16 protein-coding genes, 3 tRNA genes and 2 pseudogenes are annotated in these 19860 nt (G+C 73.6%); 9 read left to right on the forward strand and 12 right to left on the reverse strand.

Annotated features, from left to right (window positions below):
* Window positions 1-477: 477 nt before the first annotated feature.
* Window positions 478-1326 (forward strand): annotated as a pseudogene (locus tag U5640_RS28505) (glycoside hydrolase family 6 protein); the annotation flags it as partial.
* A 49-nt stretch (window positions 1327-1375) separates the two neighbouring features.
* On the opposite strand, the gene U5640_RS28510 reads toward U5640_RS28505, so the two are convergent.
* A tRNA-Lys gene (locus U5640_RS28510) sits at window positions 1376-1449 on the reverse strand.
* Between the two features lie 185 nt (window positions 1450-1634).
* On the opposite strand from U5640_RS28510, the gene U5640_RS28515 reads away from it, so the two are divergent.
* The 4 genes from U5640_RS28515 (at window position 1635) to U5640_RS28530 (ending at window position 5638) form a co-directional block, all read left to right on the forward strand.
* A complete protein-coding gene (locus U5640_RS28515; RefSeq protein ID WP_340378782.1) occupies window positions 1635-2984 on the forward strand; it encodes a peptidoglycan-binding protein in 1350 nt (449 codons plus the stop codon).
* A gap of 103 nt (window positions 2985-3087) precedes the next feature.
* Entirely contained in the window at window positions 3088-4290 is a 1203-nt protein-coding gene (locus tag U5640_RS28520; RefSeq protein WP_340378784.1) for an SPFH domain-containing protein, read from the forward strand.
* A gap of 100 nt (window positions 4291-4390) precedes the next feature.
* Complete coding sequence (locus U5640_RS28525) at window positions 4391-4996, forward strand: lytic polysaccharide monooxygenase (RefSeq protein WP_340378786.1); 606 nt, start codon at window positions 4391-4393, stop codon at window positions 4994-4996.
* A 174-nt stretch (window positions 4997-5170) separates the two neighbouring features.
* On the forward strand, window positions 5171-5638 hold the full coding sequence (locus U5640_RS28530) for a DUF3592 domain-containing protein (protein ID WP_340378788.1): 468 nt from the start codon (window positions 5171-5173) through the stop codon (window positions 5636-5638).
* 33 nt (window positions 5639-5671) lie between these two features.
* Here U5640_RS28530 and U5640_RS28535 read toward each other — a convergent pair whose 3' ends face one another.
* Entirely contained in the window at window positions 5672-6319 is a 648-nt protein-coding gene (locus U5640_RS28535) for a dihydrofolate reductase family protein (RefSeq protein WP_340378790.1), read from the reverse strand.
* A 197-nt stretch (window positions 6320-6516) separates the two neighbouring features.
* On the opposite strand from U5640_RS28535, the pseudogene U5640_RS28540 reads away from it, so the two are divergent.
* A pseudogene (locus U5640_RS28540) lies at window positions 6517-8162 on the forward strand (AMP-binding protein).
* On the opposite strand, the gene U5640_RS28545 reads toward U5640_RS28540, so the two are convergent.
* The 7 genes from U5640_RS28545 to U5640_RS28575 form a co-directional block, all read right to left on the reverse strand.
* A tRNA-Lys gene (locus U5640_RS28545) sits at window positions 8128-8201 on the reverse strand. The pseudogene U5640_RS28540 and the gene U5640_RS28545 sit on opposite strands and share 35 nt — an antisense overlap.
* Before the next feature lie 114 nt (window positions 8202-8315).
* Window positions 8316-9074 (reverse strand): IclR family transcriptional regulator C-terminal domain-containing protein, encoded by a 759-nt coding sequence (locus U5640_RS28550; RefSeq protein ID WP_340378792.1) that lies wholly within the window; start codon window positions 9072-9074, stop codon window positions 8316-8318.
* A 239-nt stretch (window positions 9075-9313) separates the two neighbouring features.
* Window positions 9314-10045, reverse strand: a complete 732-nt coding sequence (ehuA, locus tag U5640_RS28555) for an ectoine/hydroxyectoine ABC transporter ATP-binding protein EhuA (RefSeq protein WP_340378794.1) — start codon at window positions 10043-10045, stop codon at window positions 9314-9316.
* Window positions 10035-10685 (reverse strand): ectoine/hydroxyectoine ABC transporter permease subunit EhuD, encoded by a 651-nt coding sequence (ehuD, locus tag U5640_RS28560; RefSeq protein ID WP_340378797.1) that lies wholly within the window; start codon window positions 10683-10685, stop codon window positions 10035-10037. Before ehuD ends, ehuA begins: the two co-directional genes overlap by 11 nt.
* Window positions 10682-11326 carry an ectoine/hydroxyectoine ABC transporter permease subunit EhuC gene (gene ehuC / locus U5640_RS28565; RefSeq protein ID WP_340378799.1) on the reverse strand — a complete coding sequence of 215 codons (645 nt, stop codon included), beginning with the start codon at window positions 11324-11326 and terminating at the stop codon, window positions 10682-10684. The genes ehuD and ehuC overlap by 4 nt, the downstream gene beginning before the upstream one ends.
* Window positions 11323-12228: an ectoine/hydroxyectoine ABC transporter substrate-binding protein EhuB gene (gene ehuB / locus U5640_RS28570; RefSeq protein WP_340378801.1), complete on the reverse strand. Its 906-nt coding sequence runs from the start codon at window positions 12226-12228 to the stop codon at window positions 11323-11325. Before ehuB ends, ehuC begins: the two co-directional genes overlap by 4 nt.
* Window positions 12229-12295: 67 nt before the next feature.
* Window positions 12296-13246: a D-2-hydroxyacid dehydrogenase gene (locus U5640_RS28575; RefSeq protein ID WP_340378803.1), complete on the reverse strand. Its 951-nt coding sequence runs from the start codon at window positions 13244-13246 to the stop codon at window positions 12296-12298.
* A 173-nt stretch (window positions 13247-13419) separates the two neighbouring features.
* Here U5640_RS28575 and U5640_RS28580 point away from each other — a divergent pair, with 173 nt between their 5' ends.
* Entirely contained in the window at window positions 13420-14160 is a 741-nt protein-coding gene (locus U5640_RS28580; protein WP_340378805.1) for a decarboxylase, read from the forward strand.
* Window positions 14161-14476: 316 nt separating this feature from the next.
* Window positions 14477-15553, forward strand: coding sequence for an LLM class flavin-dependent oxidoreductase (locus tag U5640_RS28585; RefSeq protein ID WP_340385388.1), 1077 nt, complete (start codon window positions 14477-14479; stop codon window positions 15551-15553).
* A gap of 39 nt (window positions 15554-15592) precedes the next feature.
* Here the strand turns inward: U5640_RS28585 and U5640_RS28590 are convergent, their stop codons facing one another.
* Window positions 15593-17455 (reverse strand): EAL domain-containing protein, encoded by a 1863-nt coding sequence (locus tag U5640_RS28590; protein WP_340378807.1) that lies wholly within the window; start codon window positions 17453-17455, stop codon window positions 15593-15595.
* Window positions 17456-17771: 316 nt separating this feature from the next.
* Here U5640_RS28590 and U5640_RS28595 point away from each other — a divergent pair, with 316 nt between their 5' ends.
* On the forward strand, window positions 17772-19040 hold the full coding sequence (locus tag U5640_RS28595; RefSeq protein WP_340378809.1) for a M6 family metalloprotease domain-containing protein: 1269 nt from the start codon (window positions 17772-17774) through the stop codon (window positions 19038-19040).
* A gap of 95 nt (window positions 19041-19135) precedes the next feature.
* Here the strand turns inward: U5640_RS28595 and U5640_RS28600 are convergent.
* Window positions 19136-19209: transfer RNA gene (locus U5640_RS28600), tRNA-Lys, on the reverse strand.
* Window positions 19200-19772 (reverse strand): bifunctional DNA primase/polymerase, encoded by a 573-nt coding sequence (locus U5640_RS28605; RefSeq protein WP_340378811.1) that lies wholly within the window; start codon window positions 19770-19772, stop codon window positions 19200-19202. Before U5640_RS28605 ends, U5640_RS28600 begins: the two co-directional genes overlap by 10 nt.
* Window positions 19773-19860 lie beyond the last annotated feature (88 nt).

A 19860-nucleotide genomic window follows, 5' to 3' on the forward strand; every position in this document is an offset into this window, starting at 1 on the left:
GACGCCGGAAGAGGAGCCACGGCCCTGCGGGGCGCGCTCCTGAGCACGACCGTGGGCGCGCTCCTCCTCCTCACGGGCTGCACCCCGGTCCCCCCGGGAGCCGACGACACCGAGTCCGGCGCTCATGCAAGCGCCGGGCCCGTGAAGCCCCCGGCCGACGGCGCCGCAGGCGGGGAGGCCCAGGCGGGGGATGCTCCCGCGGGTGAGGCCATGGCGGGGGCGAGTGCGGCCGGGGAGCCTCCGCCCGGCGAGGCCGCCCCCGACGGCACTGCCCCCGGAGCAGGCGCGACCGCAGGTGGCGCACGCGGAGAGAGCCGGACGGGTGAGACCTCTGCCGGGGAAGCCCCGACGGGGGAGACCCCGACGGGTGAGGCCCCTGCCCGGGAGGCCCAGACGGCTGAGACCCCCGCCGACCAGGCCCCGGTGGGGCAGGGCGGGGTCGGTCCGGGGGGCGGGTGGGGCGTCGTCGGCGGTGATGAGCCCTTCTGGGCCGACCCCGGGAGCGCGGCCGCACGGCAGCTCGCCGTGTACGAGGGCGAGGGCAGGGCGGCCGAGGCGGCGGCGGTCCGGCGGATCGCCGGGCGCGCGACCGGGGAGTGGCTCGGCGGCGCGGATCCGGAGGCGCGGGCCCGCGCCGTCACCGAGGCCGCCGCACGGGCGGGCCGGATCCCGCTGCTCGTCCTCTACGACATCCCGCACCGCGACTGCGGCCAGTACTCCCGGGGCGGCGCGGCCGACGGCGCCGCCTACCGTGCCTGGACCGCCGCGGTGGCCCGGGGCATCGCCGACCGCCCCGCGTTCGTCGTCGTGGAGCCCGACGCGCTCCTCCACCTGGTCGACGGCTGCACCCCGGCCGCCCTGCGCGAGGAGCGGTACGCCCTTCTGGCGGACGCGGTCACCACCCTCAAGTCGCTCAAGAACACCAAGGTCTACCTGGACGCCGGCAACGCGGGCCGGGGCCGGACGGACGGGATGGACCGGGCGCTGCTGCGGGCGGGCGTGGCCCGGGCCGACGGCTTCGCGGTCAACGTCGCCAACTTCTACTCCACCGGGGACTCCCTGGCGTACGGCAGACAGCTGTCCGCGGCGGTCGGCGGCAGGCACTTCGTCGTCGACACCAGCCGCAACGGCAACGGTCCCTACCGCGAGGGCGACCCCGCACAACGCTGGTGCAACCCCCCGGGCCGGGCCCTGGGCACCCCGCCGACCACGAGGACGGCCGACCCCCTGGTGGACGCCTACCTGTGGGTGAAGACCCCGGGGGACTCGGACGGGGAGTGCAAGGGGGGCCCGAAGGCGGGCACGTGGTGGCCCGAGTACGCGCTCGGCCTCACGCGAAAGGCCCCCCGCTTCCGCGAAGGGCCTCTGCCGTCTGTGCGCCGCCAGGGACTCGAACCCCGGACCCGCTGATTAAGAGTCAGCTGCTCTAACCAACTGAGCTAGCGGCGCCTGCTGACGTCGTAACTCTACAGGACGCCGGAGGGTGCCCCCGACCACCCCGGCCGGGGCCGCCCTCCCCCTCCGGGCCGGGGTACATCGTTCGGACCGTCAGCATGCGCGTCGCAGCGACAGTTGAGAAACTGACGGACGTGCACAGCCGCGGACATTTCCAGCTGGAGTGTGAGGGGAATCGCATGGAGGCTCCGGTATTCGAGGAATTCGATCCCGCGAGTGACTGCGACTGCCCCGGGTGCGCGCACGGGCGCCGGCTGCCTCCCCGTTCCGCCGCGTGGGGGTCCTCCCGATTCGGCGGTCACCCGGCCGCCCGGCGGACGCTCGTCGTCGCCACCGCGGCGGCCGCGACGCTCGGCGCGGGCCACGCCGTACCCGCCCTCGCCGCCCCGCAGGCCCCTGCTCGGCCGGGAATCCCCGCAGGTGAGGAGCCTGAAACCCCCCAGGGCGGCACGGCGCCGCTGCACGGTCCGGGCGGCCGGCCCGCCCAGCCCGAGGCCACCGTGAGAACACCGGCGACGACCCGCACGGAGATCATCCGGCGGGCCAGGGAGTGGGTCGCGGCGCAGGTGCCGTACAACATGAGCGCGTACTGGTCCGACGGTTACCGGCAGGACTGCTCGGGATTCGTCTCGATGGCCTGGCGGCTGCCCGGAAACGAATGGACGGGCACGCTCGCCCAGTACGGGACACGTATTTCCAAGGAGGAACTCCAGCCCGGCGACATTCTTCTCTTCCACAATCCGGCCGACCCCCAGAAAGGCTCGCACGTCGTCATTTTCGGCGGCTGGACGGACTACACCCACACCTACTACCTCGCCTACGAACAGACCCGCCCGACCGCACGCCGCCAGACCACCCCCTACGCCTACTGGAGCCATGCCGACCGCTATGTCCCGTACCGCTACAAGGGGCTCGTGGCGGGGTCCGGTACGGAGGCGTCCGGGCCGCAGGCGACGGACGGCGCGGGCGCCGGGTCGGCCGTGGCCTACCCCGGTCCGTCGTTCTTCGGTCCCGGCGCGAACAACTCGTACGTCACCCAGCTCGGCCGGCTCCTCGTGGCGCGCGGCGGGGCCCGCTTCTACGTCTCGGGGCCCGGCCCCCGCTGGTCGGAGGCGGACCGCCGGGCCACCCAGGCGTTCCAGCAGGCGCAGGGGTGGCGCGGCGCCCAGGCGGACGGGCTGCCCGGCCCCCAGACCTGGCGGCTGCTGAGCACGGGAGGGGGCCGGGACATCGCCCCCGCCGCGTCCGCCCCCGCCCCCGCACCCCCGCCCCCCGCGTCGCGCGCGCTGGCCTTCCCCGGCCGGGGCCTGTTCCGGCCGGGGGCGCAGAACGCGTATGTCACGCAGTTGGGGAGGCAGCTCGTGAAGAAGGGGTTCGGCCGGTACTACGCCCGGGGTCCGGGACCGCGCTGGGGCGAGGCGGACCGGCGGGCCGTCGAGGCGTTCCAGCGGGCCCAGGGCTGGCGCGGCGGCGCGGCGGACGGCTACCCGGGGCCGGAGACCTGGCGGCGGCTGTTCGCCCAGGGGTGACGGGAGCCGACCGCAGCCGTTCGTACTCCTCGGCCCGTGGGGTCACTCGTGGGCCGTCCACTCACTGTCATGGCGTATCTGGCGCGGAGGCTGGAGGCACGCAATGCACCCGACCACTTCACACACACCTGAGCCCGGCCGGTCCTCGGAGCCCGGCGCGGCGGCGGACGGGACCGCGGAGCCCGGCATCGCCGCACCGCTGCCGTCGGCGCCGCCCCCGCCCGTGGGGGAGGGGCGCGGCGGGCGGCTCATCCACAACGAGGTGACCACCGAGATCCCCGTCCATCTGCTGTTCCGCGACGAGGCCGGACCGCGGTCGGTCGCGGTGGGGCCCGCGGTGGTGGGGCCCGTGGCGGGGAGCCCGAGCGGGGAGCCGCCGCGGCTGAGGCGGCCGGTGGCGGCGAAGGCGCGGCCGCAGGCCGAGGTCGACCCGGCCCTGGTGGAGCGGCCCGCGCGGGTGCTGCCCGGTGCGGCCGGGGTGCTCGCCGGGGTCTGCGGGGCGGCCGGCTGTGTGGCCGCCTCGTGGTGGGCGGGGGTGCTGCCGCCGCTGGTGGAGCAGGCGCTGCGGCTGCCCGCGTGGGCGGGGGCCGGGCTCGGTCCGGCGCAGTGGGCGGCGTACGCGGGAGCCGCGGCCCTGGGGCTGTTCGGGTTCGGGGGGCTGGCGCGGGGGCGGACGGGGCAGGCCTGGGTGCTCGGTCTGTTCGGGCGCTACCGGGGGACCGTCCGCCGTACCGGTCTCCTCTGGGTCAATCCGCTGCTGCTGCGCCGGCGGGTCGACGTCCGGCTGCGGCACTGGCGCGGTGAGCCGATGCCGGCGGCCGACGGCAGCGGGGTCGCGCTGCGGGTGGTCGTCCTGGTGGTGTGGCGGGTGCGGGACACCGCGCGGGCCACGCTGGGCGTCGAGGATCACGAGACGTATCTGCGGGAGTGCGTGGAGGCGGCGCTCGCCCGGATCCCGGTGGAGCCGCCGGGGGCGGGCCGGGGGTCGGTCGAGGCGGCGGGGGAGGCGCTGACCCGGCGGGTCGCGCGGGACGCGGGCGCGATCGGCGTGGAGGTGTTCTCGGTGCAGCCGCTGCGGATCGAGTACGCCCCGGAGGTCGCCGCCGCGATGCACCGGCGGCGGATCGCCGCGCTCGACGCCCAGCACCGGGCGACCGTGCTGACGTCGGTGGTCGACTCGGTGGAGGACACGGTGACGCGGCTGACCATGCGCGGTCTGGTGGAGCTGGACGACTACGAGCGCAAGGCGCTGGTGAAGGACCTGACGGTGGCGTTCGCGGCGGGCCGCGGGGAACAGACCCCGTGATTGGTCTGGACATGTTCAGGGAACGGCAATAATCTCGCACTTGGTCTAGACCTGCACGGCTCGGCTCAGTGAACTCCCCACGTTCTCCAGGAGCGGCAGCATGCGCGAAAAGACCAAGTGGTACGCCGCCGCGCTCGGGCTCACCACGGCGGGAGCCCTCGTGCTCTCGGCCGGCGGCGCGAGCGGTCACGGCTACACCGATCTGCCCGTCAGCCGGCAGAAGCTCTGTCAGAACGGCACGGTCACGGACTGCGGCGACATCCAGTGGGAGCCGCAGAGCGTCGAAGGTCCGAAGGGCTTCCCGGGCTCAGGGGCGGCCGACGGATCGATCTGCTCCGCGAACAACGCCCGCTTCGCCCAGCTCGACAGCCCGAGGACCCCCTCGGGCGGGGCCTGGCCGGCCACCCGGGTGACCGGTGGCCGGAGCTACACCTTCCGCTGGCAGTTCACCGCGATGCACGCCACGACCGACTTCACGTACTACGTCACCAAGCAGGGCTGGAACCAGAACCACCGCCTGGCCCGCTCCGACCTCAACCTCACCCCGTTCCTCACCGTCCCCTACGGCGGCCGGCGTCCGCCCGCCACCCTCTCCCACAGCGGCACGCTCCCGTCGGGCCTGTCCGGCCGTCATGTGATCCTCGCGGTCTGGACGATCGCCGACACGGGCAACGCCTTCTACGCCTGCTCCGACGTCACCTTCTGAGGGACCGTCGGCCAGGGTCCGCGTGCGCCGTCGACGGGCGTGCGCGGACCCGGAGGAGGCCACCGCGTCCGCCGGGGATTTCTGAGGTTCCCTTGAGTCAACGCCGCCCCGGGTACGGGTACGTTCCCTGCACACCGGCCGGGCAGGCCGGTGACCGGAGCTCGGGGGGCTCGTATGGACATCTTCTTCCTGATCGTCCCATCGATCATGATCATGGGCGTTCTCTTCGCCATGTACACGGTGATCAGCCGCGCGCGCCGCGTCAGCCGGGCCTGGGGCAGCGGGCTGACGGCCGAGGCGCGCTGCCTGCGGACGTACACGACGACCAGGACGAGCACGGGTGAGCACCGCCGGGTGACGACGGTCCTGCACCACGTCTACGAGTTCACCACCCGCGAGGGCCGCACGGTCCGGTTCGAGGAGGAGAACGGACCGGGGACGATCCTGGAGGGCGACATCGTCACCGTCTTCCATCCCGCCGACCGCCCCGAGCAGGCCACCGCCCACCCCCCGGCGCACGGGCGGCTCTTCGCGCAGACCGGCTGTCTGCTGGTCTTCCTCGCAGTGGTGCTCGCCGGCTGCGTCGCCTTCATGATCGGCGCCCAGACGGAGACCTCCGCCTGGAGCGACGTCGCGCCGTAGGGCCGTGCCGGGGGTGCGCGCAGGGGGCCCGTGTCACCTGCGCCAGAAGAGATGGTGGGTCACGCCGCTCGGGCTGGGCACGACCTCCAGGTGGAACCGGTCCAGCAGCTCGTCGGGCGAGTCCCACAGGCGGAGCCCGGAGCCGAGTTCCACCGGGGTGACCACCACGTGCAGGGCGTCGACGAGGTCGGCGTCGAGGAACTCCCGGACGGTGGTCACTCCGCCGCCGAGCCGGACGTCCTTGCCCTGCGCGGCCTCCCGCGCCCGGGCGAGCACGTCGGCGGGGGCGCCGTCCACGAAGTGGAACGTGGTGTCGGAGAGCGTGAACGACGGCCGCGGGTGGTGGGTCAGGACGAACACCGGCGTGTGGAAGGGCGGCTCGTCGCCCCACCAGCCGCGCCACTCGTGGTCGCGCCATGCTCCGCGCTGGGGTCCGAACTTGTTGCGGCCCATGATCTCGGCACCGATGTTGTGGCCGAAGTCGCGGGCGAAGTAGTCGTCGAGGCCCCGGCTCCCGCCGGGCTCGGTGCGGTTGGGCCAGCTCGCCGTGGCGCCGGCCCAGGAGAAGAGCCGGGCCGGATCGACGGCGTGACCGAACGGCCGCTCCAGGCTCTGGTCCTCCCCGGCGGCGACGCCGTCGCTCGAGACGGTGAAGTTCTGCACGCGCAGCAACTGATCCATGGCTGTCCTCATCAGGTCCGGTCGCCTCCGCGGGAGGCGATTGTGCGGAGGACCATTGCGTCCTCCGTCAGCATGTCGAACGGGACGCGGCCGGATCGACAACGGCGCCCGGGTTTCTTCCGAACGTGCCCCGCTCGGCCGTTCACGCGCGCCGTCCGCATAGTCATCTGACGGTATGTCAGCTACCGTGCGCCCCCATGGAGTCCGTCGCCGCACTCGTAGCGCACCGCTGGGACGACCACCGGCCGGGACTGTGGTGCGAGGACACGGTGCTCAGCCATCACGAGGTCGCCGCCGGTGCCGCCGCCCGGGCCGCGCTCCTGGCCGAGCTGCTGCCGCCGGGTGCCGCACCGCATCTCGGGGTGCTGCTCGACAACACCCCGGAGTTCCCGCTGTGGCTGTCCGCCGCCGCGCTCGCCGGTGCGGCGGTCGCCGGGATCAACCCCACCCGCCGGGGCGCCGAGCTGGCCCGCGACATCCTGCACACCGAGTGCGCCCTGCTGATCACCGAGCGGGTCCACCTCCCGCTGCTCGCCGGGCTCGACCTGCCCGGGGTCCGGGTCCTGGTGACCGGCACGGAGGAGTACGAGGCTCTCCTCGCCCCCTGCGCGGGCGCCCGCCCCGACCCGTCCCGGGCCCGCCCCGGCGACCGTCTCCTGCTCTACTTCACCTCCGGTTCGACCGGCGCCCCCAAGGCCGCGATCTGCACCCAGGGCCGGCTGGCCGCCGCGGGCCGGACCCTGGCGGCGCGGTTCTCCGTCGTACCGGACGACGTGCACTACGTCTGCATGCCGATGTTCCACGGCAACGCGGTGATCGCCGACTGGGCTCCGGCGCTGGCCGCCGGGGCCGGGGTGGCCCTGCGCCGCCGCTTCTCGGCCTCCGCGTTCCTCACCGACGTACGGCGCCACCGGGCGACGTACTTCACCTATGTCGGCCGGGCGATCCAGTACCTGCTGGCCACCGAGCCGGGCCCGGCCGACCGGGACCATGTGCTGCGGCTCGGCTTCGGGACCGAGGCCGGGGTGGTGGACGCGGCGGCCTTCGAGCGGCGGTTCGGGGTGCGGCTGGTGGAGGGGTACGGCTCCTCGGAGGGCGGCGCGGCGGTGCAGTGGACGCCCGGGACACCGGCCGGCGCGGTGGGGCCGGCGGGCCCCGGGCTGGCCGTCCTCGACGCGGAGTCGGGGAACGAGTGCCCGCCGGCCCGCTTCGACGCCGCCGGGCGGCTGCTCAACGGGGACGAGGCGATCGGGGAGCTGGTCAACCGCGGGCCGAACCCGTTCGAGGGGTACTGGCGCAACCCGCAGGCGGAGTCCGAGCGGCGCCGGGACGGCCTGTACTGGACCGGCGACCTCTTCTACCGCGACACCGGCGGCTACCTCTATTTCGCCGGGCGTACGGACGACAGGATCCGCGTGGACGGCGAGAACCTGGCCGCCGCGATGATCGAGAACATCCTCGCCCGGTACGAGGGCGCGGACGCCGTCGCCGTGTACGCGGTGCCGGACCCGGTGACCGGGGACCAGGTGATGGCGACGCTCGCGGGGGAGTTCGAGCCGGCCGCCTTCGCCGCGTTCCTCGCCGCCCAGCCGGACCTGGGGACGAAGATGGCGCCCCGGTTCGTCCGGGTGGTGGAGCGGATGCCCGTCACCGCCACCAACAAGATCCACCGCGCGCTGCTGAGGCGGGAGGGGATGCGGTGCGCCGACCCGGTGTGGTGGCGCCCGCCGGGGGAGGCCGGCTACCGGCCGCTGACCGACGAGGACGCCGAAGGGCCCCTCGTGTCTCCACGAGGGGCCCTTCCGATGTGCGCCGCCAGGGACTCGAACCCCGGACCCGCTGATTAAGAGTCAGCTGCTCTAACCAACTGAGCTAGCGGCGCATGACTCCCGCCCTCCGCCCTTCGGCGGCCGGCGACAGAGAAAATACTACCTGGTCCCCAGGGGTGCTTCGGACCGGCCCGCTGTCCCGGGCCGAGGGGGGTCCTAGGGGGGTCCTAGATCGCCAGGGAGAGCAGGACCGGGGCCGCGTTCCTGTTCAGGGCGTCGGCCGCCTGGCGCAGGCGGTGGGCGTGGGCGACGGGCAGGGACAGGGCGAGACAGCCCACGGAGGAGCCGGCGGTGATCGGGACGGCCGCGCAGACCGTGCCGACCGCGTACTCCTGGAGGTCGAGGTGCGGGACCGTGGGCGGCTGGGACTCCAGTCGGGACAGCAGCAGCCGGTCACTGGTGATGGTGCGCGAGGTGAGACGGGCCATCTTGTGCCGGGAGAGGTGGTCGCGCCGGCCGTTGTGGTCGAGCTGGCCGAGCAGGCTCTTGCCGAGCGCGGTGGCGTGCGCCGAGGAGCGGAAGTCGAACCACTCGTGGACGGCGGGGGTGGCGGGGCTGTCGGCGTACTGGGCGATGGTGACCTCGCCGTCGACGTACCGGCTGACGTAGACGGCGGCGCCGATCGAGTCGCGCAGCCGGTCCAGGGTGCGCTGGAGCTGGTCGCGCAGGGCCTGCTGGTGGCCGTGGGCGGAGCCCAGGCGGGTCAGGGCGTCCCCGGTGACGTAGGCGCCGTCGGCGACCTGCTCGACGTACCCCTCGCGGCGCAGCATGCGCAGGAGCGTGGTCAGCCGCTCCCGCTCCAGGCCGGTCTCGCGGGCGAGTTCGGTGTCGGTGACACCGGTGGAGTGCCGGGCCACCGTCTCCAGGACGCGCAGGGCGTCCTGAGCCGAGTGGTACGGCGCGGTCGGCTCGTGCTTCAGCGCCACGGTGTTCCCCCCTGGTCGCTTCCTCTGGCCGTGATCCATGAGCGGTGATCCATGAGCGGTGATCCATGAGCGGTGATCCTGGCAGCGAATCATTTCCACGATAACGGCCAAGGAGCCGGAGGGGAGGGGTTGTTGGCGAGAAGATGGCGTGCCTTTGGTGTCCTCAACTGCGACACTGGCCCTCTGGCACATGCCCGGGGCATGTCCAGCCGCCCCGGCCCCGTGCGCGACCTGCCCCGTTACCGCACCGCGCTCAGGAACTCCCGGGTCCGCTCCTCCTCCGGCGCGCCGAAGATCTGCTCCGGTGGACCCGCCTCGACGACCCGCCCCGCGTCGAACATCAGTACCTGATCGGAGATGTCCCGGGCGAAGTTCATCTCATGGGTCACACAGAGCAGGGTGATCTCGGTGGAGGTGGCGACGTCCCTGAGGACGTCGAGCACCCCGGCGACCAGCTCGGGGTCCAGAGCGGAGGTCACCTCGTCCAGCAGGAGCACCTTCGGCCGCATCGCCAGCGCCCGCGCGATCGCCACCCGCTGCTGCTGTCCGCCGGAGAGCCGGGACGGCCGGGAGTCGCACTTGTCGGCCAGCCCGACCATGTCCAGCAGCGCGCGGGCCCGCTCCTCCGCCTCGTCCTTCGACAGCCCGAGCACGGTGACCGGGGCCTCGGTGACGTTCCTGAGGACGCTCATGTGGGGGAACAGGTTGAACTGCTGGAAGACCATGCCGATCTGCCGGCGCACCTCGCGGCGCTGCCTGCCCGTGGCGGGGAACAGCGGCTGCCCGTCCACCGTGATGGTGCCCGCGTCGGGCTCGGTGAGGGTCATCAGCATCCGCAGGATGGTCGTCTTGCCGGACCCGGACGGACCGATGAGGGTGACATGGCTGCCGGCCTTCACCGACAGGTCCAGCCGGTCGAGGACGGTGTGGTCGCCGAATCGCTTGGTGACCTGGCTGATCTCAACGGACAAGGCGTCGCTCCAGGGTGCGCAGAAGGAAGGAGGCGAGGACGGAGATGACGACGAAGGCCACGCCGATCACCGTCAGTGGCTCGGTGAACCGGAAGTGCTGCTGGGAGAAGAGCCGCGCCCGGCCGAGCATCTCCAGCACGGTGATCGCCATCAGCAGTGGTGTGTCCTTGAGCATCGCGATCACGTAGTTGCCGAGCGCCGGCACGACGCGGCGGACCGCCTGCGGCAGGATCACCGCCCGCCAGGTGCGGCCCCGCGGCAGGTTCAGCGCGGTCGCCGCCTCCCACTGCCCGGCCGGCACCGCCTCGATGCCGGCCCGGTAGACCTGCATGGTGTACGTCGAGTAGTGCAGCCCGAGCGCCACGACCCCGGTGGTCATCGCCGACAGGGTCAGCCCCCACTCGGGCAGCACGTAGAAGAGGAAGAACAGCTGCACCAGCAGCGGGGTGTCCCGTACGAACTCCGTGACGGCCCCGACGGGCCAGCGCACCCACCGGGTCGGCGTCCGCATCAGCAGCGCCCACAGCAGCCCCAGCGTGAACGAGATCAGCGACCCGAGCGCCAGCGCCTGGAGCGTGACGAGGGTCCCGTCCCGGAACATCGGCAGGAAGTCGCGGACGGCACTCCAGTCCCAGTTCATCGCAGCCCCGCCTTCAGCCGGTGCTCGAGCCCGCGCATCAGCCGCGTCAGCAGGAACGCGATGACGAAGTAGATGAGCAGGACGTACGTGTAGATCTCCGCGCTCTCCTGGAGCGCGAGGCGGACCAGGTTGCCGCTGAACGCCAGGTCGCCCATGCCCATCACCGACACCAGGGCGGTGCCCTTGAGCAGCTCGACCAGCAGGTTCGAGAAGGGCGGGATCATCTCCGGCACCGCCTGCGGCAGCAGGATCCTGCGCAGCCGCTGGCCGGGCGTGAACCCGAGCGCGATCCCGCCCTCCCGCTGCGCCGGATCGACCGCGCCGAGCGCCCCGCGCACGATCTCCGCCCCGTACGCCCCGTAGGTCAGCCCGAGCGCGAGCGTGCCCGCCCACATCGGCACCAGCTGCCAGCCGAAGGCGGGCGGCAGCACGAAGAACACCCAGAAGATCATCACCAGCGCCGAGGTCCCCCGGAACACCTCGGTGTAGCAGCCCGCCAGGAAGCGGACCGGCCACCGCCGGTGGGTGCGCGCGATCCCGACGGCGAACGCCACGGCCGCCCCGAGCGCCGCGCTGAACACGAGGAGCCGGACGGTCGTCCACACCCCCTTGAGCACGAGTTCCCACAGTCCCGGGGTCATCCGCCGCAGAGCTCCTTCGCGGTCAGGTCCGTCATCTCGGCCTTCGTGAACCCGAAGGGCTCCAGGATGCGGAACAGCTCCCCGCTCCTCCTCAGCTCGCGCAGCTCGGTGTTGAAGGCGTCCCGCAGCCGGGTCTCGCCCGGCCGGAACGCGAACGCGCCGCCGTCCACGTGCGGCGCGCCGTCCACGAGCGGGGCGAAGGGCCGGGTCGACTCGGCCCTGCGGGACTTCTTCACGACCTCGCGGGCGGTCAGCGCCGTCCCCGCGAAGACGTCGACCCGGCCCGCCTCGACCGCGTTCAGCCCGGCCACCTGGTCCGGCACGATCAGGATGGCGCTCTCCGCGTACCCCGCGTCCACGGCGTACCCGATCTGGGCGTACCCGGTGCCGGTGGCGAACCGGGCCTTCTTCTCCACGACGTCCCGGTAGCTGTGCAGCCCCTTCGGGTTGCCCTTGCGGACGATGAAGGCGTCCAGCATCTGATAGTCGGGATCGGCGAAGATCACCTGCTCGCAGCGCTCGGGGTTGACGTACATCCCGGCGGCCACGACGTCGAACTGCTGGGAGTTCAGCCCCGGTATCAGGGACCCGAACTCGGTGGGCACGGGCTGCACGGTGTCCACCCCGAGCCGCTTGAAGACCACCTTCGCCAGCTCGGGGGCCTCCCCGGTGAGATGCCCGTCCGTGTCGATGTACCCGAAGGGGATCTCGCCCGCGATCCCGAGCCGTACGACCCCCGCGGCGCGGAGCCGGTCGAGGAGGTCGCCGCCGTCCGCGGTGGACGCCGTGGCCACGCGCGCGCAGCCCGCGGCGCCCAGCGCGCCGAGCGCCGCCACCCCCGTGAGCAGCGACCGACGGGTGGGGTTGTCGTGGTGAGGGGTTCGTCTGTTCGGTGGAGCCATGGCGGCGCGGCTACCCGGGCCCCCTCGGCTTATGCGGACGGGTCGTGTGAGGGGAGTGTGGTGACCGTCAGCGGCCGGGCACGTATCCGCGCGCCTTGTCGACCACGTTCCGCAGCGGCCGGCCCGCCGCCCAGCGTTCGAACTGCTCCACGAACTGCGCCCCCAGCTCGTCGTGCCGGCCGACCTCGGCGCCACTCATGTGCGGGGACACCAGCAGGCCCGGGACCTGCCACAACGGGCTGTCGGGCGGCAGGGGTTCGGCGCCGAACACATCCAGGGCGGCGCCCGCGATCCAGCGGCTGCGCAGGGCCCGTACGAGTGCCTCCTCGACGACCAGGCCGGCGCGGCCGACGTTGAGGAAACGGGCCGAGGGCTGCATCACGCCGAAGCGGCGGGTGTCGAACAGACCCCGGGTCAGCTCGGTGAGCGGGGCCGCCGCGACCACCCAGTCCGCGCGGGCGAGCAGCCGGTCCAGGTCGTCGGGGCCGTGGATGCCGGTGCGCGGGACCCGTCCGACGAGCGCGGTGGTGACGCCGAGCGCCTTGAGGGTGCGGGTGATCGCCCGGCCCACCGGGCCCGACCCGACGACCACGGCCCGGGTGCCGGCCACCCGCCGGCTCTCCCGGGGCCGCCACTCGCCGCGCGTCTGCGCCGTCCAGGTCCCCGGCAGGTCCTTCGCCATCGCCAGGACCAGCGCGGCGACGTACTCGGCGACCGGCTCGGCGAAGACCCCGCGCGCGTTCGTCAGCACCGTGTCGGACGCGGCCAGTTCCGGGGAGAGTACCCGGTCCACGTCCGCGCCCGCGGTGTGCACCCAGCGCGGGCGCGGCCCGGCGCCCGGCCAGGCGGCGCGCACCGCGTCCGAGGAGGTGTCCCACACCAGCAGGACGTCGGCCCGTGGCAGCAGCGCGCCGAGGGTGGAGCCGTCGGCGTGCAGCACCCGCACCCGGCCCGTGAGCCGGCCGAGGCGGGGCAGGGGCTCCGCGTCGAGGACGAGGAGCGTGGGGACGGCGGCCATCCGGTGCCTTCTCATGACCAAGGGCCTGACGTGCGCGGACGGAACACGGTCGCACCCCGGTCCACGGCCGTCAACACGTCGGGACCGCCAACCAGGTGAGGATGGCGGCCGTGGGCTGCGCATGCGGGGTACCCGGGTACCTCCGGAAGAAGAGCAGCAGCAGGAAGGCCGTCATGACCGCACTCGGATTCCTCCACCCGGGCCACTGTGCCGAGGACGACTACCCCCGTATCGAGCAGCTCCTGGCCGGCGACATCCGGGTGGACCTCGTCCGCGCGGACCCCGGAAAGGACGGCGGGGAGGACGGCGGGCGCACCGACGCCTCCCTGCGCCTGGGCGCGCCGCACCGGCTCGCGGCGGGCGTCGAGCAACTGCGGCTGTCGGGCGCGGAGGCCGTCGTCTGGGCCTCCACGCGCGGCAGTTTCGGCTACGGCAGGGAGGGCGCCCACGAGCAGGTGCGCACCCTGGCCACGGCCGCCGGCATGCCCGCCTCCTCCACCTCGTTCGCCTTCGTGCACGCGGCCCGGGAACTGGGGGCCGCCCGGGTCGCGGTGGGGGCCACCTACCCGGACGGGGCCGCCGCGCAGTTCGCGGAGTTCCTGCGGGCCGGCGGACTGGAGGTGACCGCGGTGCACGCCGCCGGGGTCACGGCGGAGCGGGCCGGCGCCTTCGGTGAGGCGGAGGTGCTCGCCCTGGCGCGGGCCGTCGACGCCTTCGGCGCCGACGCGGTCCTGCTGCCCGACACGGCCCTGCACACCGTCGCCTGCCTCCCGGCCCTGGAACGGGAGCTGGGCAAACCCGTCCTGACCGCGAACCAGGTGACCGTGTGGGAGGGGCTGCGGCTGACGGACCGGCGGGTGAACGCGCCGGAACTGGGGGCGCTGTTCCGGCGGGAGCCGATCGTGCAGGTGTGAGGGGTCTCCCCGGCGGCCGCGTGCGGGCGGGAATAAACGGGGACACCCTCCTGTTAGTGGGCGAAGGACACCGTAAGCCCGACAACAGGAGGACCCCGTGGCGGCAGACGAGACGGCGGCCGGGACCGCGACGGCCGGCACGGCGCCCGGCACCGCGGCGGTGCGCACGGCGCCCGGCGGGACCGCGGCGGCCGGGACCGCGGCGGTGCGCACGGCGCCCGGCGGGACCGCGACGGCCGGCACGGCGCCCGGCGGCACCGCCACGGCCGGCACTGCGGCGGCCGGGACCCCCACGGCCGGTACCGAGGCGGACGGCATACGCGCCGCCGCCCACGGCACCGCCCCCGCCCCGCTCTCCGTCCTCGACCTCGTGACGGTCGGCTCCGGGCGCACCGCCACCGACGCCCTGCGCACCAGCGTCGACCTCGCCCGGCTCACCGAGTCCCGCGGCTTCCACCGCTACTGGGTCGCCGAGCACCACTCGATGCCCGGCGTCGCCTCCTCCTCGCCCGCGGTGATCCTCGCCCACCTCGCCGCCCACACCGACCGCATCCGGCTCGGCTCGGGCGGCGTCATGCTGCCCAACCACGCGCCCCTCGTCATCGCCGAGCAGTTCGGCACCCTGGAGGCCCTCGCACCGGGCCGGATCGACCTCGGCCTCGGCCGCGCCCCCGGCACCGACGGGGGCACCGCCGCCGCCCTGCGCCGGACGGCCACGCTGCACGAGGGCGCCGACGACTTCCCCGAGCAGCTCGCCGAGCTGATCCGGTTCCTGGACGACGACTTCCCCGACGGGCACCGCTACCGCCGTGTCCACGCCGTGCCGGGGCCGGTCCAGGCGACCGCGCCCGGGGGCGTCCAGTCCCGGCACCGCCCGCCGGTCTGGCTGCTCGGCTCCTCCGGTTTCAGCGCCCGGCTGGCCGGACTCCTCGGCCTGCCCTTCGCCTTCGCGCACCACTTCTCCGCGCAGAACACCGTCCCGGCCCTCGACCTCTACCGGGAGTCCTTCCGTCCGTCCGCGGTGCTCTCCGAGCCGTACGCCCTGATCGGCGTCTCCGTCCTGGCCGCCGACGACGAGGGCGAGGCGCGCCGCCAGGTCCTCGCCACGGGTCTCAACATGGTCCGGCTGCGCACCGGCCGCCCCGGTCTCTTCCCCTCCCCGGAGGAGGCGGAGGCGCACACGTTCAGCGAGCTGGAGCGGGAGTTCGTCGACTCCTGGACGGCGAACATCGTCCACGGCACCGCCGACGAGGTCCGCACCGGCCTCGACGACCTGCACAAGCGCACCGGCGCCGACGAGCTGATGCTCACCAGTCACGCCCACCGCGGCGAGCTGCGACTGCGGTCGTACGAGCTGGTCGCTGACGCGTACGGACTGCCGGCGGCCGGCTGAGAGCCGTTCCCCGGGGGCACCCCTACGGGTACGGGACCCCTACGGGTTCTGCGGTGCCCCGACGGGTGCCGCCCGGTCCGGGCCCGCCGCCCGCAGCTCGGAGATGCGGTCCGGCGACACCGCGCGCGAGTACAGCCAGCCCTGCCCGGTGTCGCAGCCGATGCTGCGCAGCCGGTTGGCCTGCGCGGCGGTCTCCACGCACTCGGCGGTGACGGTGAGGCCGAGGCGGTGGGCGAGGTCGATCATCGCCTCGACGACGACCTCGTCGGCCGGGTTGGGCGCCGCGCCCGTGCCCTCGTACTGGAAGCCGCGGACGAACGACCCGTCCAGTTTGAGGACCGAGACCGGCAGCCGGCTCAGATAGGCGAGGTTGGAGTAGCCGGTGCCGAAGTCGTCGATGGCGATGTGCACGCCCATGTCGCTGAGGGCCTGGAGGGCCTGGAGCGGGCGGCCCGCCGACCCCATGACGGCCGACTCGGTGAGCTCCAGCTGGAGCAGGTGCGGCGGCAGCCCGGTCTCGGCGAGGATCTCCGCCACGTCCGCCACCAGGTCGGAGTCCCACACCTGACGGACCGCCACGTTGACGCTCACGAACAGCGGCGGCTCCTCCGGCCGGTCCAGCTGCCAGGCGCGGGCCTGACGGCAGGCGGTGGCCAGAATCCAACGCCCGAGCGGGACGATCGAGCCGTCCTCCTCGGCCAGTGCGACGAACCGATTCGGCGGCAGCGAACCGAACCGCGGGTGGTCCCAGCGCACCAGCGCCTCCACCCCGCGCAGCCGTCCGTCCGACATGCCGACCAGCGGCTGGTACTCCAGCCGGAACTCCCCGCGCTCGATGGCGGGCCGCAGGGTGGAGGCGAGGGCCTGGCTGGTCATCAGATGCGCGTTGCGCTCCGGGTCGAACAGCGTCCAGCGGTCCTTGCCGTCCACCTTCGCCCAGTACAGCGTGGTGTCGGCGGCCTGCATCAGCGCGGTCGCGGTGGTCCCGGCGGCGTGCCGTTCGACGACCCCGATCGAGGCGGAGACGTTCATCCGCTGTCCGGCGAGGTCGAAGGGCGCCTGGAGCGCCTTCAGCACGGACTCCGCGAGATCGGCGAGCTGTTCGGTGCCGGTCGAGTCCTCCACCAGCAGCGCGAACTCGTCCCCGCCCAGCCGGGCCACCAGCGGCTCGCTCGGCCGGTTCTGCCCGGCGTCCTTCGCGCACTGGGTCAGCCGCTCGGCCACGGTCGCCAGCAGCCGGTCGCCGACGCGGTGGCCGAGGGTGTCGTTGACGGCCTTGAAGCCGTCCAGGTCGAGGTAGCACAGACCGATCCGGCCGGTTCCGCTCTGTTCGTACGACTCCGCCTCCAGGGCCGCCGACACCCGCTCGAAGAACAGGGTGCGGTTGGGCAGCCGGGTCACCGGGTCGTGCATCTGCAGGTGCCGCAGCCTCGCCTGGAGGTCACGGCGGTCGCTCACGTCGGCGACCGACAGCAGCACCCCGGGCGGCCCGCCCTCGTCCAGGGGAGCGACGGTGACCTGGGCCCACAGCGTGCGCCCGTCGGGGTGTTTCAGCCGCCGGGTGCAGCGCAGTTTCGCCTGGCGGCCGCGGAGCACCTCGCGGTAGGCGTGCCAGGTGCGGGCGTCGGAGGCGAGGTCCAGCAGATCGGCGGCGACCCGCCCGACCAGATTCGCCCCGTCGCCGCCGAGCAGCTCGCCCAGCGCCTGGTTGGCGTCCACGACCTGACCCTCACGATCGACGAGAGCCATGGCCAGAGGCGCCGCCGCGAACACGGAACGGTAGGCCGGGGGGTCGGCTCCGTCCAAGCTCTCCGCACAAGTAGCGGCATGACTGTCACGCTCCGTGACGGCGGACCGGTCGAGGTCTGCCGCGGGCGTCGACCCTTCGGACGTTCCGCTCACCGCTCGCTCCCGCAGTGCACTCGATCGCTGTCCTGGCAGGAAAGTGTGCCGATCATAGATGCTGCCCCCGGAGTTGCGCAGCCACTGCCCAGTGTCCCGGAACACCCCACCTTTCTGACAGATCGTTTCTGCCCGCAGGTGGACCGCTTCTGCGGGTCCTCGATCGCTTGTGACGGACCGTGAGAATTCCGGGGGTGTCGGGATTGATGCCCGCTTTCTCCCTCCTCACTCTTCTGGGGCAGACAAACAGGGCATAGCGCGACAAAGTCGAACAGGCTGGGGGCGGTGTCCCGTGAACCGCCCCCGGAGGTCCGAAGTGCCGCGACTGTTCCCGCGCCCCCGACTGCGCAGCACCGCGGCCCTGTGCACCACCCTCTCGGCGATCGCCGCGATCTCACTGGCCACCGGCCCCTCCATCGCCGAACCCTTCTCCGCCGCGCCCTGCGTCCTCAAGCGCACCGACGCCCACCACTCCGAGGGGCTCGACACCTGGAACGCCGCCTACCCCCGCCCCACCCGCGCCCTCGACGCGGTGATGGTCTTCCTGTCCTTCCCGGACCGCGCCCCGGCCACCACCCCCGCCGAACTCACCGCCGACCACTTCCCGGCCACCAGCCGCTTCTTCCGGCAGGCGTCCTACGGCCGCTTCACCCTGCGCGCCCACCCGGTCGAGCGCTGGATCCGGATGCCGAAGCCGTCCACCGCGTACGCCATACAGCGCGACTGGAACGCCGAGCGCCGCGCCGCCTATCTGCACGACGCGCTCGCCGCCGCCGACCCCTCGGTCGATTTCTCCCGGTACGACCTGGTCTACTTCGTCGCCGACCCGGACGCGCCCGGCGTGGACTCCGACGCCACGAAGGTCGTCAACCTGGACGAGCCCCTGCACGCCGACGGCACCGACATCCGCCGTGTCGTCACGGTCTTCGAGCAGCACCCGCCGGACCGGCTGGTCCTGGCCCACGAGACGGGTCATGTCTTCGACCTGCCCGATCTCTACCACCGGCCGGTCGACGGCAAGGGCGACTGGGACACCTACGTCGGCGACTGGGACCTGATGGGCAGCCAGTTCGGACTCGCCCCGGACCTCTTCGGCTGGCACAAGTGGAAGCTGGGCTGGCTGGCGCCGCGCCAGGTGGTGTGCGTCACGAAGGCGGGACCGACCCGGCTCACCCTGGAACCGCTCGGCGCAGGCCCCGGGGTCCCCGTCACCGGCACCTCCGGCGCACCCGCCTTCGGCCTCGGCGACGGCGCCAAACTGGCCGTCGTGCGCACCGGCCCCGACTCCGTCCTCGCCTTCGAGGCCCGCGGGCCCGTCGGCAACGACCGCGCCGCCTGCCGCTCCGGCATCCTCGTCTACCGGATCAGCGGCGACGCCCAGTCCGGCCGCGGACCGGTCGAGGTGATCGACACCCACCCGCACACCGAGGCCTGCTGGGAATCCTCCGTCTACCCGCCCCTCGCCGACGCCCCGGTCGCCCTCGGCGAGAACTTCACGGTGCCGGGGACGGGCGTACAGGTACAGGCGGAGAGCCGGACCCCCACGGGAGCCTGGAACGTGAAGATCACGCTGCCGCGCGTATGAGCCGTACGGCGGGCCCGTACGGCGGGCCCGTGCGGCGGGCCCGTGCGGCGGCACGCGAAAGGCCCCCCGCTTCCGCGAGGGGCCTCTGCCGTCTGTGCGCCGCCAGGGACTCGAACCCCGGACCCGCTGATTAAGAGTCAGCTGCTCTAACCAACTGAGCTAGCGGCGCCTGCTGACGTCGTAGACCTTAGCATCCTGGTCGGCCGGGGGAAAAATCGATATCCGCACCGCCGCACGGGCCGCCCGCACGGCCGCCCAGAGCAGCACCTCGGGGCCCGGCAGCCACGGGTGCCGGCAGTCCGGGGCGACCACCCAGCGGGTGGGCCCGTGCTCCCGCTCCGGGGTGAGCGCGGGCACGGTCACCGCGTCCCCGGTGCCGTGGCAGAGCAGCGGCGGCACGGCGTGCGTACGGCCGTCCCGCCGGCCGCGCGTGCCCCACTCCTCCCATTCCAGCAGCGACGGCAGCCGCTGGGCCGTGCCCGGCGCGGCGAACAGCAGGGTCCGCCCCCGCAGCACCGCCACCGGACCGGACCCCGGCCCCTCGCTCCACAGCCGGTCCAGCATCAGCCGCCCGAACACCGCCGGCGCGCTCACGATGTCGAACACCGAGCCGCAGGGCAGCACGACCGGGGCGTGCGGCCGCTCCTCCCAGAGGGCGAGGGTGCTGCGCGGATACGTTCCGGCGGAGGCCAGCCAGACGGCGCCGTCCGCGGTGACACATGCGCTGCTCATGCCCACCTGTCTACCCACTGTGAGGGCACGGCTCCCAAGAGTCGCGGAAAGCCGGGACAAGGGGTGGGGAAGCGGAGTATCTTGCCCG

The organism is Streptomyces sp. SS7 (assembly GCF_037993025.1).
Classification (GTDB): domain Bacteria; phylum Actinomycetota; class Actinomycetes; order Streptomycetales; family Streptomycetaceae; genus Streptomyces.

Coding starts and splice junctions, on each gene's coding strand:
- U5640_RS28530 (WP_340378788.1), top strand. CDS start 5,171: ATGGACATCTTCTTCCTGATCGTCCCATCGATCATGATCATGGGCGTT.
- U5640_RS28535 (WP_340378790.1), bottom strand. CDS start 6,319: ATGGATCAGTTGCTGCGCGTGCAGAACTTCACCGTCTCGAGCGACGGC.
- U5640_RS28525 (WP_340378786.1), top strand. CDS start 4,391: ATGCGCGAAAAGACCAAGTGGTACGCCGCCGCGCTCGGGCTCACCACG.
- ehuC (WP_340378799.1), bottom strand. CDS start 11,326: ATGACCCCGGGACTGTGGGAACTCGTGCTCAAGGGGGTGTGGACGACC.
- U5640_RS28515 (WP_340378782.1), top strand. CDS start 1,635: ATGGAGGCTCCGGTATTCGAGGAATTCGATCCCGCGAGTGACTGCGAC.
- U5640_RS28520 (WP_340378784.1), top strand. CDS start 3,088: ATGCACCCGACCACTTCACACACACCTGAGCCCGGCCGGTCCTCGGAG.
- ehuB (WP_340378801.1), bottom strand. CDS start 12,228: ATGGCTCCACCGAACAGACGAACCCCTCACCACGACAACCCCACCCGT.
- ehuD (WP_340378797.1), bottom strand. CDS start 10,685: ATGAACTGGGACTGGAGTGCCGTCCGCGACTTCCTGCCGATGTTCCGG.
- U5640_RS28575 (WP_340378803.1), bottom strand. CDS start 13,246: ATGGCCGCCGTCCCCACGCTCCTCGTCCTCGACGCGGAGCCCCTGCCC.
- U5640_RS28580 (WP_340378805.1), top strand. CDS start 13,420: ATGACCGCACTCGGATTCCTCCACCCGGGCCACTGTGCCGAGGACGAC.
- U5640_RS28605 (WP_340378811.1), bottom strand. CDS start 19,772: ATGAGCAGCGCATGTGTCACCGCGGACGGCGCCGTCTGGCTGGCCTCC.